This window comes from Flavobacterium beibuense (assembly GCF_004151245.1).
Classification (GTDB): Bacteria; Bacteroidota; Bacteroidia; order Flavobacteriales; family Flavobacteriaceae; genus Flavobacterium; species Flavobacterium beibuense_A.
In genome coordinates this window covers 60,145-75,129 of record NZ_JUIW01000002.1, presented here as the reverse complement: position 1 = coordinate 75,129, position 14,985 = coordinate 60,145, and the positions used below count along the sequence as shown (strand labels likewise).

The following is a 14,985-nucleotide window of genomic DNA, read 5'->3' as shown; positions in this document are numbered from 1 at the left end:
CTAATGAAAGCTTTGCTGCTAAGAGAAATCAAATCCTTTTTTGGTTCACCCATAGGGTATTTGGTTATTGCAATTTTCCTTTTACTAAACGGGTTATTCCTGTGGGTTTTTGATGGCGACTTTAATATACTTAACAGTGGATTTGCCGATTTAAGCCCTTTCTTCACCCTTGCACCGTGGATACTTATTTTTCTTATCCCGGCAGTTACCATGCGTAGCTTTAGCGACGAGAAAAAACAGGGAACTATAGAACTGCTTTTTACAAAACCGCTTACCGTTTGGGAAATAGTTAACGGTAAATTTTTTGGTGCCTTTTTGCTAATAGTATTAGCAATACTACCTACAGTAGTGTATGTATTTGTACTATCATCACTTGGTAACCCTGAAGGTAACATTGATATGGGCAGCACTTTAGGGTCTTATTTCGGGCTATTGTTCCTTATAGCGGGATATACGGCAATTGGTATATTTACCTCTGCCCTTTCAGATAATCAGATTGTTGCTTTTATCGTTTCGGTATTCCTTTGCTTTTTGTTCTATTTTGGTTTTGAGGCCGCTTCCGGGCTTATAACGGGCTTTAGCGGCTTTATTTCCTCTCTTGGCATGGATTACCACTTTAAGAGTATGAGCCGCGGTGTAATAGACACCAGAGATGTTATTTACTTTGTCAGCATCACCATCCTGTTCTTATCGCTTACTGTTTATAAACTTAAAACTCTTAAATGGTAATGGAACAGACTAAAAAACACATAAGAAAACAACTGCTTATTACCGTTGTAATTTTAATAGCCCTTAACATTGCAGGAAGCTATTTATTTAAACGTTTTGACCTTACTCAGGATAAACGTTATACCCTATCGGAAGCTACTTTAAATCTTATTGACCAGATTGATGAGCCTTTATACATAGATGTTTTACTTGACGGAAAGTTTCCGGGGGAGTTTAAAAGGCTACAGACAGAAACAAGGCAGCTTTTAGAAGAGTTTAAGGCGCATAATTCTAACATTATTTTCCAGTTTGAAAACCCTCTTGAAAACGAGGATAACATGCAGGAAGATATGCGTATGCTTTACAGCAGAGGTCTTACTCCTATAAGTGTAACTGTTGACGATAAAGGAAAACAAAGCCAAGAGGTGGTTTTTCCTTGGGCAATGGTAAACTACGGGACAAAAACATCTAAAGTGCAGCTGCTTAAAAATGTAATGACTACTTCAACCGCAGAAAAAGTGGTAAGTTCTGTACAGCACCTGGAATATGCTTTTGCCGAAGCCATAAGCAAGGCTATTAACGAAAAAGAGAAGAAAATAGCAGTGATAAAAGGTAATGGCGAGTTACATGACCTTCTTATTGCCGATTTTCTTAAACAGGCCGGAGAAAGTTATTTTATAGGGCCGGTAACACTGGATTCGGTTGCAAAAGACCCAATCAAAACATTAAAACTTTTAAACGATTTTGATCTTGCCATAATAGCAAAACCTACAAAAGAGTTTACGGAAGAGGAAAAACAGGTATTGGATCAGTTTATAATAAATGGTGGTAAAACGCTATGGATGATAGATCAGGTACAGGCAGAAATGGACAGTCTTTATAACGAGACCGGTAATACGCTTGCCTTTAACCGAAACCTCAATCTTACAGACATGTTCTTTAAATATGGGGTAAGGGTTAATCCTGATCTTATTAAAGACGAACTGGCAACTTCAATAAAACTTGCAGTAGGTGAAAGAGGCAGCCAAACCGAATATCAGGACTTCCTTTGGAAATTATCTCCTTTTGTTTATCCTGATTCTGAAAATCCTATCGTGAAGAATATGAGTGGTATCCGTTTTGAGTTCGCTAACTCGATAGATACGCTTAAAAATGATATCAAGAAGACTGTTTTACTACACTCATCACCCTATTCTAAAAGACTGGGTATGCCTACCCAGATAAGCCTTAGTATGGTTAACGAGAAAACGAATCCTTCTGATTATGAAGGACAGGGCGACATACCTGTTTCGGTGCTTTTAGAAGGTAAATTCCATTCAGCTTACGAGAACAGGGTATTACCTTTTAAAGACCCTTCGTTCAAACCTGTGGGAGGTGAAAACAAAATGATTATCATATCAGATGGCGATATCATAAAGAATCAGCTGGACAAATCGTATCAGCCGCTTGAGCTTGGTTATGACAAATGGACAAACAGCCTTTATGACAACAAGCCTTTCCTTATGAACTGCGTAAATTACCTGTTAGATGATAACGGACTTATTAACATCCGAAGCAAAGATGTAGACCTTCCGTTACTAGATAAGGAAAAAGTTTATGAACAATATACAACCGCACAGTTTATAACTGTCGGATTACCAATAATAATTTTGCTTGTATTCGGCTTGCTGTTTACGTTCATCAGAAAAAGGAAGTATTCCCGATAGTGTTAATAAAAAATATTTCACATTCGGTTTGATTACGATATATTTGTGAAACGTAATTTTTACGAAAATCAAAGAATAAAGAAATGAAATTTATAGTATCCAGTTCATATTTACTAAAACAGCTTCAGGTTTTAGGAAGCGTTATCAACAGCAGTAACACACTGCCTATTTTAGATAACTTCCTTTTTGAATTAAACAGCAACGAACTTACGGTTTCTGCTTCAGACCTTGAAACAACAATGTCTGCAACTCTTGAAATAGATTCAGAGAGCCAGGGTAGCGTTGCCGTACCTGCAAAACTGTTACTGGAAACCTTAAAAACATTCCCGGAGCAGCCGCTTACTTTTACTGTAGAGGATAACAACACTATAGAAATAAGCTCAAACTCGGGTAAATATGCACTTGCTTATGCAGCAGGTGAAGAATTCCCTAAAGCAGTATCGCTTGAAGACCCTTCTTCTACCGTTGTACCTGCAGAAGTACTTGCAACAGCAGTAAGCAAAACTATTTTTGCTGCCGGTAACGACGATCTTCGTCCGGTAATGTCGGGTGTATTTTTCCAGTTCTCTCCGGAAGGACTTATTTTTGTGGCTACCGATGCTCATAAACTTGTTAAATATGCAAGAACTGATGTAAAAGCTTCTCAGGTGGCAGATTTTATCATGCCAAGAAAACCGCTTAACATCCTTAAAGGTATCCTTGCTACATCTGATGCTGAAGTTAAGATTGAATACAACGATTCTAACGCTACATTCTCTTTTGATAATTATGTATTAACCTGCCGACTAATTGACGGCAAATACCCTAACTACGAAGCGGTTATACCTAAAGAGAATCCTAATAAGCTTTTAATAAACAGGACTTCTTTCCTAAGCTCTGTTCGTCGTGTGGCTATCTTCTCTAACAAGACTACACACCAAATACGCCTTAAAATTGCAGGTACTGAACTAAACATTTCTGCTGAGGATATTGATTACTCAAACAAAGCGGAAGAAAGACTTACTTGTGATTACCAGGGTGACGATATGCAGATAGGTTTCAACTCACGTTTCCTTACAGAAATGCTTACTAACCTGCAAAGCGACGAAATTATGCTGGAAATGTCGTTACCAAACCGTGCCGGTATCCTTACACCTATAGACGGGCTTGATGAAGGTGAAACCGTTACCATGCTGGTAATGCCTGTTATGCTAAACAGCTAATACCTTAGTTTTTAAAACAGTACAAAATTTAATCGTAAATATACCACGACTAGAAAGCTGTTGCCTTAAATAAGCTATTTATCCAACCCTTTTTATATATAAAACCGCAACACTTAATTGAGTTGCGGTTTTTTTCTTTGCTAATAATATTAGCAATTATTTTGATATAGCTTTAATCACTCGATCTTCCTGAATTAAAACATCTCTCATCAATAAATTATGAGGGAATATTTTTAGTTTAGAATTTCTAAAGCCATTTAAAATTTTCATTAGTGATGACGCTGTTATTAGTGAAAGATTAAGCTCATATTCTAATCCACAGTCTTTTACAAAATCATCTGAAAACTCAGGGGCTATTAATAGTGATTTAATAACTTTATAATCACTCTTTTTAGCTATTGAATCATAGGATTTTAATTGTCTTGAAACTGAACTGAATTTATTAAAGTTACTTTCTTTTATTGTTTTACATTCAACAATAATCAATTCATTATTACCCAGATTAATTAATATATCTATCTTATCTTTTGATGTGTTAAGCTTTTTTCTCAATGGCTCATCGATATTAAACCCTAACTCTAAAAGAATCTTTTTAGTTAGTTCCTCAAATTTTAGTCCTAAATCAATTTCTTTAACTATTACCCCTGTCTCTTTTAATGCGTTAAGATTTCTGAAACCTATATTTACATAGTTTTCTAAAAATAAGTTCTCAGAATCTTTATATGCGTCTAATATGTTAATTACAATATCTCCTCTTGTTTTCACATCTTTAGATTCACAAAATCTTAGTAATTCTTTCTCAGGAATAAGTTCTATGATGTCTCTAGGCTTTATATTATAATCTAGTAAGAAACTACTCCTCAATACATTTTCATCTTGTAAGTCAAATTTATTTCTTACAATCTGATTAATTGAAGGAATAATTTCATTCATCTGGATAAGCATTTTTTCGTATCCATCATGTGACATGCCTATCTTATCATCCTGTTCTAACTCGTCAAAATATTTTATTAGATTATCAACCTTCTCTTCAATTACAGTACCCTTAATAGAAGTAATACCCAGACTCTTTTCACAAAAGTCATTAATAAACTTTTTTCTATCTGTAAGGGTAGTACCTTCTTTATAAATGTCTTCAATAAGTATTTGAGAAAATGAAATACCTGCACTGATTATTTCATTTATCTTGGCTTCAAATGGAAGTTTTCTATCAATATTATGTTTTTTACATATTAAGTTAATTTGAGGTTCTCTTAACTGTAAGAGTACCCTCCTAAAAAACTTATCCCCTACTTCTTTTCCTCTTATTTTACGTAAAAGCCTAACCATTTCATCTGCAACATATAACGTATTATTCTTTTTGGAATAAAAGATTACTCCTATGAACTTTAATTCATTTATAACTGAATCAACATCCATCTTTTTAACAGGAAGAATTAAATAATTAATCAATTTTATTTCCTCTTGTGCAAGTGACAATTGATTAGAAAGAGTCAATAATATTGAATGCTCATCTGAAGTAATTTTTTTATCAAGATTATTTTCTACATCATTTAAATATGCTGTTCTTAAGCATTCTTTATATATTCTATAATCTCTTTTTCTCTCAATAGGTATTTCAGATTTTTCATCCTCAATATCAGACTTGAAAGATTTTAGCTTTGCATTTAAAGCCGATATCTGCTTATCATACAATCTTGAAAACCAGTCTTGTTTAATGATGCAACAACCTTCTCTGGAAATTATATCTATTAAGATATCTAATTGAGAAGAAGTTTTTAAAAATTCATTTTTTATATAATCAGTAAATTCTTCTTCCAGTAAATTAAAAACGTTGACAATATTGATACTGTCAACGTTTTTAAGATCTTTATTTGAATCAGATAATATGCTTTCAATTTTCTTTAGATTCTTAGGCTTATTAGCGATAAGAGTATCAATTATTTTAAGAAAAGAATTCTTTTCAAAAGAATTAATATTATCAAGTATTTTTTCAAGTTTCATAACGTAAGGCGTTTAATTCCTTACGAATATAAAAAAATTAAGAATATTTTTAACATAAAATCTATTTTATAAATATTTTATGAATTGATGAAGTTTATAATATCCTCATTAAATTTTTCCCTGTGTGTATAGAATAGCCCGTGAGGAGCATCGTCATATACTATGTATTGACTGTGTGGTACATATTTGGCTGTTTCATCCGCAGAACCACCAATAGGCACCGTTTCATCAGCCTTACCGTGAATTATCAGTAAAGGAATTTTAATTTTAGGTAAATCTCTCCTGAAATCGGTTGTAGACCATGCCTGCATTGATTTGATGGTCGCATATCCGGCAGAATTCATTGCCATATTAAGTGTGTGCTGTAAATGGTCGTCACTAACAGGATGGCTAAACAAATGAACCCCAAAGAAAGTTTTACCAAAACCTGCCAGAAAATATGCCCTGTCCTGCTCTAACTGATTATGAATAGCATCAAACGTACTTTGATTCACTCCTGTAGGATTATCATCCGTAAGCAATAAATAAGGCGTTACGGCGCTTATAAGAGCTGCTTTTGTAACTCTTCCGTCCTCATTGTATTTAGAAAGGTAACGGGCTACTTCCCCGCCTCCCATTGAAAAACCTACAAGAGTCACATCGGTAAGCTCTAGTTCTTCTATAAGTGCTTTAAGATCGGAAGCAAAGGTATCGTAGTCATAACCTTCCCAAGGGCGTGACGACATACCAAAACCTCTCCTGTCGTAAGCTATAACTCTTATATTATGTTTAGGAAGCTCGTTAAGCTGGTATTCCCACATGGCATGATTAAGCGGCCAACCGTGAATTAAAACTACCGGTTTGCCCCTACCGATATCCTGATAAAATATCTTTACTTCTTCTGAACTTCCGGATAAACTAACAGAATTTGTTGTAATAAATGGCATAACTTTTTATTGTTTTGAATTAATAATAACATAAAGTTACTAACCAAAAAAAAAGCATTTCCCTCATTAAGAAATATTTAGCTGTTAATAAAAGTTAAACCAAAGGCTATTTATATAACACCCATTTTTTCCATAAGGAAAGTCGCACTTTTGTTTTTACAAATACCTTCCCTTAATGTATAATCAAAATGCAGGTCGTTATTAATAATCTGTGCCTCAAAGCAATTATTCCTCAAATCTTCGGGATATTCAAAAGTGGTATTACAAACCTCTACATCGTGGGTTGCAATAGCACCAATAGCTTTACGGGCAACCATTTTCTTAACCACTTCTATGGTTCCGGTACGCTTATCGTCAGAGTTCGTACCACGAAGTATTTCATCCAGTAACACAAATGCCTTTTCCTGTTCCAGACTGTCCATAATCTGTTTTAAACGCTTTATTTCGGCATAGAAGTACGATTCACTGTCAGACAACGAATCCGAAAGCCTCATCGAAACCAATACCGGCAGCGGATGTATATTAGCCTGTGCCGCACAAACAGGAGCACCAATACCTGCCAACACCATATTTACCCCTAAACTTCTTAAAAACGTACTCTTGCCTGACATATTAGAACCAGTAAGGATCATGAATTTCGGATCAAAATCAACATCATTACCTACCCTTGTCTGTGCATTAAGCAACGGATGGGCAACATTAGTAAAGGATATTTTATATTCATTATTAAGCTGCGGGAATACAAAATCGCGGTTATTGTAATACAGATTGGCAATACTGCTTAATGCCTCTGCCTCCGCAATTACCTCAAGCCATTCTGAAACTGCATCTGCATGCTGTTTTTTCCATTTTAAAAGCGAATTAAGCGTATGCAGGTGGAAAAGGAAGCCTCCGTTAAAAGCAATCATCACAAAGAGGTTATTAACCGTATCCATTCTTGAAAAAAGTTCAGAAAGTACTTTTATCTGCTCTCCCGCCTTATGATTATTCAGTAAAAGCTTTTTTTGTAATTGTTGTAACTTTTCACTTTTAAAAGTTTCGTTCTCTATCTGTTCTATTATAAGGCTGTAATTATAAATAATCTCATGAAGTTCTGTAGTATCAGCTATTTCTGCTTTAATTAATTTAGATCGGGACGAAAGAAAACCAAGATTGAAAATAAAAAGATAGCCTGCATAGCTCAGCAATTTTTCTTCCCTTACAAATATGTATCCTAATAAGCAGGCTGCTAATAATATTGGCAATACATAAGCAAGTAACATTGTCCATTTCGGAATTTCATACAGCCCTTTTTTACTCCAGTCGGTTAGTTTTTTATATAAAATATTGCTATCCTTATTAACTTTACCTAAAGCTCTTATTTCCTGCCTCCACTCTGCCTTATCGGCAAGCTCTTTTATAGCTTCCTGATTTTGAAGTATTTCTTGCTGTGGCAGAACTTTTAAAAGCATAGAGGCTAATTTTACTTTACCTCTGTAGGTTTCCGTACGGTTTATATTATGAAACAATGATTTGTTGCCAAACATATCCAGATCGTAGGAATAGGTATGATGAAAATCTACAAACTCACCTCCGTCAGGAAATGGAATTGCCTCACGTTTTAAATAAGCTATTTCATTTTTATTGATTTCTACCAATGCAATTGCCCTGGTTTTTGCTTTAGCTACCTGTGAATGTTTTCTCATCAGTATTATAAAAGCAACGGCACATATAAACATACTGCTAAGGTTAAACAGCATATCCCAACTGTTTTTTATAGCTTGCCAGCCAAAAAATATAAAACATACAACAGCAATAAGCCTTAACAGACTTATGGTATTATAGCGTTTTTTTAAAAGTTCGAGTTCCTGAGTAAATTGAGAAAGGCGTGATGTGTAAAAGTCCATTATAGTACGGTTAAGTGGCAAATATAATAAAGGCATAAAAAATCCCGCCAAAAGCGGGATAATATATTATTTTTCCTGTTCCTTAAAAACCAGCAAAGGTACCTTTGTATGATAGGCCATTTTTTTGGTCAGGCTACTGTGGAAAAGCCTTTCAAAAAAGTTTCTCTTGTGCTTGCGCATAACAAGCATATCCACATGCTGACTCTCAATAAAATCAAGTATAGTCTGCTCTATGTGATCTCCAGCTATATTAAAGAAATCAATATTTTCATCCCTGTAATACAGTTTCCATTCTGCAATACGTTCATCTATATCAGAAGGATCATCAGGATTCTTAATGTAAAGGCATTGAACCGTAGCATTAAACCTGTTGGCTATTTCAAGTGCCTGTCTAAGGGCATCGTTATCTTTTTCCTTATACTGTGTGGTAAAAGCTATATTTTTTATCTGATGATGAAATTCGGCTTCTTCAGGCACCGCTAGCACAGGTACTTCCGTATTAGACATTACAGATGCAGTGGTAGACCCTATAAACGTTTCTTTTAATCCGCTGGCACCTTTAGTACCCATTATTATAAAATCGGCTGCTTCATCCTTACAAACTTTGTTGATATTATAAACAAGATCTCCATAAAGCAGGACATTTCTCATTTTTACATGGCCTAGTCCTTTGCTCTCTGCTATTCTATGAAGCTCAGGGAGTTCTTCCCTAAAGCTTTCGAACTGATTCATCTCTACAATATCAAAAATCTCTTTGGTCATTTCCGGCATAGGCGGAGTATCTACAATAGGAAGATCATAAACATGGAGTATAATGAGCTCGGCATTAAAACTGTCGGCAAAGCGCAGTGCATATACATAAGCTGCTTTTGCGGCATGAGAAAAGTCCGTAGGAAAAAGAATACGCTTCATAATTTAGTTTAGTGTTGATTCCTGTAAAGTTACAAAATTTACACACCTAAATTATGATATTTATCAGGGTTGTTTGTAAGGTTTTTGTTAAAAAAAAACCGGCTTAAAGCCGGCAAAATAATTTGTGTCGTTTTTGTATTTCTAGTTTAGCTTATTAAATGTATCTGTATAAGTACCTGTAATTGTTACATTGCTTCCTTTTGTAACGTTACCATATATGGTTATTGATGAGCCTGAGCCTACAAACTCTATAGTAGAATTACTGTTTAAAACAAGGTTACCATATATAACCACACTACCTTCTACCCTAAATACTGCATTACTGTTTACGTTAAGCGATAACCAAGGGTTGTTAGCCTGACCTTGTGCCAAAGAACCTTTCATATAAAAAGTACCGTTACTGTTTACATTAAGTCCCTGAGAAACTGCAAGCGAACCACAGAAGGTAAGGTTAGAGTTAGAATTGATGTTAGCGCCCTGTATTGAAGCCGAACCCTGATATTCTTTAGTTTGGTTAGAGTTCACATTTAACCATGCAGAACCATTATAGGTAGGGAAGTCAGTACAGTCTATAGTTTGTACATTAGACAGGATATGAACAATTTTAAGTCCGCCGTTACCCATAGCTGCAAAAATATATTTGTCTTTACTGATAACATAATTACAAGAACTGCCAAGGTTTATAGAACCCATAATATCTAGTCCCTGGTTTCCGCTACCGTTTTGATAGATATAAAGACCTGCACCACCATTTGATATATAAACTTTGTCGTCATTAACTGATACTGCATTAGTAGTTATATCAGACGGATCTACACCCTCAACAGATGTTGGTACAGTAACCGTTTGTGTTTTATTACCTGAGTTCATGTTATAAACCCCAAGTCCGTTATAACCTTCAGAAACTAACAATGAGTTATTACTAAGAAAATCGATAGTTCTTTTAGCATCTGCAACATCCTGAGAAGTTGCAAATGTATTTTGCTGGTTAAGATTATTTGCGTTATAAACCTTAATCCCCTGAGTACCGCTAAGGATTACTACTTTATTGCTGTTATAAGCTACAGCTCTTAAATCGCTTACAGGAATAGCCATTTCTACCTGATGAGTAGATTTATTTAGCTGAGTCAGCTCTCCGTTATCACCAGATACTGCAAAGTATTTATTTCCTGATGACGTTACAGATGTTCCTACATTTCCTGTCAGTGTAGTTTGAGTATAATTTGTAGTCAATAATCCGTTAGAAAGTGTCATTGCTGCTACAAAAGCAGGAGAATCTAAATCTTGGTATGCATCAATACTGGCAGCACCTGCTATATATAATACCCCGTTATCATAACTTACCGAACTCACATCTGTATTAGGCAATATAGCCTGCATAACAAGCTGTGGCACGTTAGGGTTTGTAATATCTATTACGTCTATTGCTCCTGCATAAGCTTCACCCTGCATGTTATAAGATACATAAGCATAATTACCGTTAATGGCTACGTGAGTCGCCTTAAGTGTTAATCCCTGATATACAGGAGGATTAATTTCTGCTACAAGTTCTAAAGGGAAATTACCGGCTACAGGATCATTATCCCTCCCGGCAAATGGAAGATTAATATCTAAAACTCCTGAATTGTCAAATTTGATTCGATTGTTTAATGTGGAAGAATCTGTATTTAAAATGATTTTTTCCTGAACATTATTATTGTTGATAGTGTCATCATCATTATTACACGAAATCATTAAAAGAACTGCTCCTAAAAGTGCGCCGAAACGCATAAAATTAATCTTCATCTTAGTTGTTTGTGGGGTTTATTATAAATTATGATACAAATGTATTGATACTTAATTATAGAAAGTCATTTTTTAGATAATTGACTCTTTTCTTGCGATGAATGGTAAAATAATGCAGTTGTTTGTTTTAATACTATCTTTGCATAAAATTTTTTGTTTATGATTTCTCAGGATACCATTGTTGCCCTTGCAACTCCGTCAGGCGCGGGAGCCATTGCCATTATACGACTTTCCGGAAACGATGCTATAACCATTGCTTCAAAGGTTTTCCGTTCTGTTTCTGGCAAGGATATCACTAAGCAAAAAACACATACCATTCACTTAGGACATATTGCCGAAGACAACAGGATATACGATCAGGTATTGCTTTCGGTTTTTAAAGGGCCTAATTCTTATACGGGAGAAAATACTGTTGAAATATCATGTCATGGTTCTACTTATATCCAACAGCAAATTATACAGCTTATGCTCCGTAAGGGATGCCGAATGGCAAATGCCGGAGAATTTACCCTGAGGGCATTTCTAAATGGTAAATTAGACTTATCTCAAGCGGAGGCTGTGGCCGACCTAATAGCCAGTGATAATGAAGCTTCTCACCAAATTGCCATGCAGCAGATGCGTGGCGGATTTTCTAACGAAATCGCCAAACTTAGGGATGAGCTTTTAAATTTTGCATCACTTATTGAACTGGAACTGGATTTTGCTGAAGAAGATGTTGAATTTGCAGACAGGACTCAATTCCATGATCTTTTAGACAGGATAGAATTTGTTCTTAAAAGACTTATAGACTCTTTTGCCGTGGGTAATGTAATTAAAAACGGTATACCTGTAGCTATTGTAGGGGAACCGAATGTAGGTAAATCTACACTTTTAAATGCATTACTTAATGAAGAGCGTGCTATCGTGTCGGACATTGCAGGGACAACCCGTGATACTATTGAAGACGAATTGGTTATAAATGGTATCGGCTTCCGTTTTATAGATACTGCCGGTATAAGGGAAACACAGGATGTGGTTGAAAGCATTGGTATTAAAAAGACTTTTGAGAAAATAGAACAGGCTCAGGTTGTTATCTATTTGGTAGACAGCTCTCAACTCGCTAGTGAAGAAGCTCAGATGAAACGCCTGAAAATAGAGATTGAAAAAATTAAAAATCAATTCCCTCTAAAGCCTCTGGTAGTATTAGGTAATAAAGCAGACAAACTTACTGATATTCAAAAATCAGAAATTATAAAGGCAATCCCTGAGCTTTACCTGCTTTCTGCAAAAGAAAACACAGGTGTTGAGGAACTGAAAGAAAAACTTTTATCATTTGTAAATACAGGAGCCCTTCGCAATAACGAAACCATAGTAACTAATACAAGACACTATGATTCGTTATTAAAGGCATTAGAAGAAATACAAAAAGTACAGTTTGGGCTACGTTCAGGTATTTCGGCAGACCTTATGGCTATCGACATTAGACAGGCACTTTATTTCTTTGGAGAAATAACAGGTCAGGTTACAAACGACGAGCTTTTAGGAAACATATTTGCTAATTTCTGCATCGGAAAATAGCAGCCGCAAAACATCGCAAAACAACACAAACAAAACCAGTTAAATTGTTATAAAACAGCAATTTAACTGGTTTTTCATTTTTAGCCACTTTATCTTTATTTGGTGATGTTTGGCTCTAATTTGTACCCCATTTGTACCTCGCTCTAAAAGTTGTCCTCCGGGACCTTTTTTTGGCGAAATAATGGCACACAGAGACACTGGTCTTCATACCATAAAGTGGACACAAAGAGAAAGTAAGGGAACTTTGAGGCGTTAAAAAATCAAAATGGAAAGGAAAAGTGCAAAGCTTAAAACACAAAAAGAATTTAAATTACTTAAAAAGGAATTAGCCAAGGTAAAAAAGGAACGAGATATTTTAATAAAGTGTAGTCAGTACATATCGGCACCAAAGAAGGCCAGATTTGAATTTATAAAACATAATGTAGCGTACTTTAGGGTAAAAGATATGTGTAGGATTTTGGGGGTTAGTAAAAGTGGCTATTACAAATGGCTTTTGAGAACCCCGTCCAAAAGAGAATTGTCAAATCAATTATTGCTTGAAGAGATAACAAAAATACATTTTCAAAATAACAAAAGATATGGCAGTCCAAGAATTGCTAAAGAACTAAAAGCTTTGCGCTTTCATGCTTCGGAAAAACTGATTCGAAAGCTTATGAAAAGTGCATCTCTCGAGAGTGTTTTCAAAAGGAAGTTCAGGATAACAACCAATTCTTCCCATAAATTCCCTATCGTTGAAAACAAACTTCAACGAAGCTTTCAGGTACAGAGAGAAAATGAAGTTTGGGTATCGGACATTACTTATGTCTGGGCGGGAAAAAGATGGCTTTATTTCACTGTCATAATTGACCTCTACGATCGAAAAGTGGTAGGCTGGTCATTGTCAACGACCCTAAAAACAAGATATACAACTGTGGAGGCTTTTAAAAAAGCTATTACAAACAGGCCGATTAGAGAAAACTCATCATTGATTTTTCATTCCGACAGAGGCATACAGTATGCGTGCAAAGAGTTTGTGGAAGAACTCCGTCAATACAAATCGGTTTCCCGGAGCATGTCTCGTAAAGGCGACTGTTGGGACAATGCGGTTTCAGAAAGTTTTTTCAAAACCATTAAAACCGAGCTGGTTTATCAGAATAGTTATCAAAACAAACACCAAGCGGAAATATCGATTGCCTATTATATTGAAAACTTTTACAATGTTAAGAGACGGCACAGTTTCCTGGACAACAGGAATATTTTCGAAAACAATCAGCTTTTAAAACATGCTTAATACATACTTAAGCAAAAACTTTTTAATAAGTAATGGCCTTATTGGGCACTACTTGCCAAATATTCTCTCGCTCAAGGCTATGGGCAAAACTACTGAAAGTACCCCTTATAAAAAAAGGACTGCCTGACAGTTGAGACAGCCCCTTCAATACAAAATAAACTTCCTGTATTAGAAATTAAAGACGGAGTACCGCAGCTTAATACCAAAGGCCATGGTTTTAAGCTGGTCCACGTAATCGGTATTCAGTACACTGTTGTATCCAAAGCCGGCACCGCTGTCGTTAACGGTATAGTCTACCGGCATGCTCTTTTTATCCGCTATGTCATTTAGTCCATAGTCAAAGTAAAGGCCGGCATACAGATTGCCCTTCCCTATGGGCTGCTTTACACCAAACTCAAACGAGGCTATGTAGGTAGGCTTAACGTCGATGTCGCCGTCGGCTTTCACATCGTCAAACTCCCCAAAGCCCATAAAGGCCGGGTCGAACAGCTCACCATCATACTGTGGGTAGTAGCCACTGGCAGACAGGTTAAAGTTCGATTTGAACTTACCCGATACCGGCAACCCAATCTTGGCGCCCGCCTTTATATAAAAGTCGTACTCCTGGTTTTGATACACCAGCATTAAAGGGATATTTACAAAATCCAGCTTTTGTTCTTCATTAAAACGCTTCATGGCATACCTGAACTCAAAACTCTCGCCTTCAAAGTCAGTAGTTTCGTATGTCCCCGGGATATTCTGCGCTTTAGCGGTAGTATTAAACCTTTGATACTCTGCCCCAAGGGACAACCCGAAGTTATCCGAAAAAAAGAACGTATAGTCCAGGCCAAAATTAAGGCCTATCTGGTTGCTCACATCGCCACCGGTAACTTCATAATTTAAAGAGGATGTCGGTCCACCCACACTAATTGTTACTTCAGAGAAAGATTTATCCTGTCCCTGTGCATTAATATTTCCAGTAAGCATTATCCAAAACCCTATAAAGGAAATGGATGAGATGCTTTTTGAAATTAATTTATAATTTTTCAT

At 35.9% G+C, this 14,985-nt stretch carries 11 protein-coding genes; 5 read left to right on the top strand and 6 right to left on the bottom strand.

The annotated features are described in order from the left end of the window. Positions 1-3 precede the first annotated feature (3 nt). The 3 genes from gldF (at position 4) to dnaN (ending at position 3,616) form a co-directional block, all read left to right on the top strand. Complete coding sequence (gene gldF / locus NU09_RS02410) at positions 4-729, top strand: gliding motility-associated ABC transporter permease subunit GldF (RefSeq protein WP_129749665.1); 726 nt, start codon at positions 4-6, stop codon at positions 727-729. Next, positions 729-2,414, top strand: a complete 1,686-nt coding sequence (gldG, locus tag NU09_RS02405; protein ID WP_129749664.1) for a gliding motility-associated ABC transporter substrate-binding protein GldG — start codon at positions 729-731, stop codon at positions 2,412-2,414. Before gldF ends, gldG begins: the two co-directional genes overlap by 1 nt. Positions 2,415-2,497: 83 nt before the next feature. Next, positions 2,498-3,616, top strand: a complete 1,119-nt coding sequence (gene dnaN / locus NU09_RS02400) for a DNA polymerase III subunit beta (RefSeq protein WP_129749663.1) — start codon at positions 2,498-2,500, stop codon at positions 3,614-3,616. Positions 3,617-3,772: 156 nt separating this feature from the next. Here dnaN and NU09_RS02395 read toward each other — a convergent pair whose 3' ends face one another. From NU09_RS02395 to NU09_RS02375, 5 genes are all read right to left on the bottom strand, one after another. Then, entirely contained in the window at positions 3,773-5,620 is a 1,848-nt protein-coding gene (locus NU09_RS02395) for a hypothetical protein (protein ID WP_129749662.1), read from the bottom strand. A 77-nt stretch (positions 5,621-5,697) separates the two neighbouring features. Next, positions 5,698-6,546 (bottom strand): alpha/beta fold hydrolase, encoded by an 849-nt coding sequence (locus tag NU09_RS02390; protein WP_129749661.1) that lies wholly within the window; start codon positions 6,544-6,546, stop codon positions 5,698-5,700. Between the two features lie 110 nt (positions 6,547-6,656). After that, positions 6,657-8,432, bottom strand: a complete 1,776-nt coding sequence (locus NU09_RS02385) for a MutS-related protein (RefSeq protein WP_129749660.1) — start codon at positions 8,430-8,432, stop codon at positions 6,657-6,659. A 66-nt stretch (positions 8,433-8,498) separates the two neighbouring features. Continuing rightward, a complete protein-coding gene (locus NU09_RS02380) occupies positions 8,499-9,344 on the bottom strand; it encodes a universal stress protein (RefSeq protein ID WP_129749659.1) in 846 nt (281 codons plus the stop codon). A 141-nt stretch (positions 9,345-9,485) separates the two neighbouring features. Beyond that, complete coding sequence (locus NU09_RS02375; protein ID WP_129749658.1) at positions 9,486-11,129, bottom strand: hypothetical protein; 1,644 nt, start codon at positions 11,127-11,129, stop codon at positions 9,486-9,488. Between the two features lie 159 nt (positions 11,130-11,288). On the opposite strand from NU09_RS02375, the gene mnmE reads away from it, so the two are divergent. Further along, a complete protein-coding gene (mnmE, locus tag NU09_RS02370; protein WP_129749657.1) occupies positions 11,289-12,686 on the top strand; it encodes a tRNA uridine-5-carboxymethylaminomethyl(34) synthesis GTPase MnmE in 1,398 nt (465 codons plus the stop codon). A gap of 265 nt (positions 12,687-12,951) precedes the next feature. Beyond that, positions 12,952-13,956 (top strand): IS3 family transposase, encoded by a 1,005-nt coding sequence (locus NU09_RS02365; RefSeq protein WP_129749656.1) that lies wholly within the window; start codon positions 12,952-12,954, stop codon positions 13,954-13,956. 168 nt (positions 13,957-14,124) lie between these two features. On the opposite strand, the gene NU09_RS02360 is transcribed toward NU09_RS02365, so the two are convergent. After that, positions 14,125-14,985, bottom strand: a complete 861-nt coding sequence (locus NU09_RS02360) for an outer membrane beta-barrel protein (RefSeq protein ID WP_129749655.1) — start codon at positions 14,983-14,985, stop codon at positions 14,125-14,127.

Bases quoted from the DNA above. Each gene is read 5' to 3' on its own strand.
- gldF (WP_129749665.1), top strand. From the start codon at position 4: ATGAAAGCTTTGCTGCTAAGAGAAATCAAATCCTTTTTTGGTTCACCC.
- gldG (WP_129749664.1), top strand. From the start codon at position 729: ATGGAACAGACTAAAAAACACATAAGAAAACAACTGCTTATTACCGTT.
- dnaN (WP_129749663.1), top strand. From the start codon at position 2,498: ATGAAATTTATAGTATCCAGTTCATATTTACTAAAACAGCTTCAGGTT.
- NU09_RS02395 (WP_129749662.1), bottom strand. From the start codon at position 5,620: ATGAAACTTGAAAAAATACTTGATAATATTAATTCTTTTGAAAAGAAT.
- NU09_RS02390 (WP_129749661.1), bottom strand. From the start codon at position 6,546: ATGCCATTTATTACAACAAATTCTGTTAGTTTATCCGGAAGTTCAGAA.
- NU09_RS02385 (WP_129749660.1), bottom strand. From the start codon at position 8,432: ATGGACTTTTACACATCACGCCTTTCTCAATTTACTCAGGAACTCGAA.
- NU09_RS02380 (WP_129749659.1), bottom strand. From the start codon at position 9,344: ATGAAGCGTATTCTTTTTCCTACGGACTTTTCTCATGCCGCAAAAGCA.
- NU09_RS02375 (WP_129749658.1), bottom strand. From the start codon at position 11,129: ATGAAGATTAATTTTATGCGTTTCGGCGCACTTTTAGGAGCAGTTCTT.
- mnmE (WP_129749657.1), top strand. From the start codon at position 11,289: ATGATTTCTCAGGATACCATTGTTGCCCTTGCAACTCCGTCAGGCGCG.
- NU09_RS02365 (WP_129749656.1), top strand. From the start codon at position 12,952: ATGGAAAGGAAAAGTGCAAAGCTTAAAACACAAAAAGAATTTAAATTA.
- NU09_RS02360 (WP_129749655.1), bottom strand. From the start codon at position 14,985: ATGAAAAATTATAAATTAATTTCAAAAAGCATCTCATCCATTTCCTTT.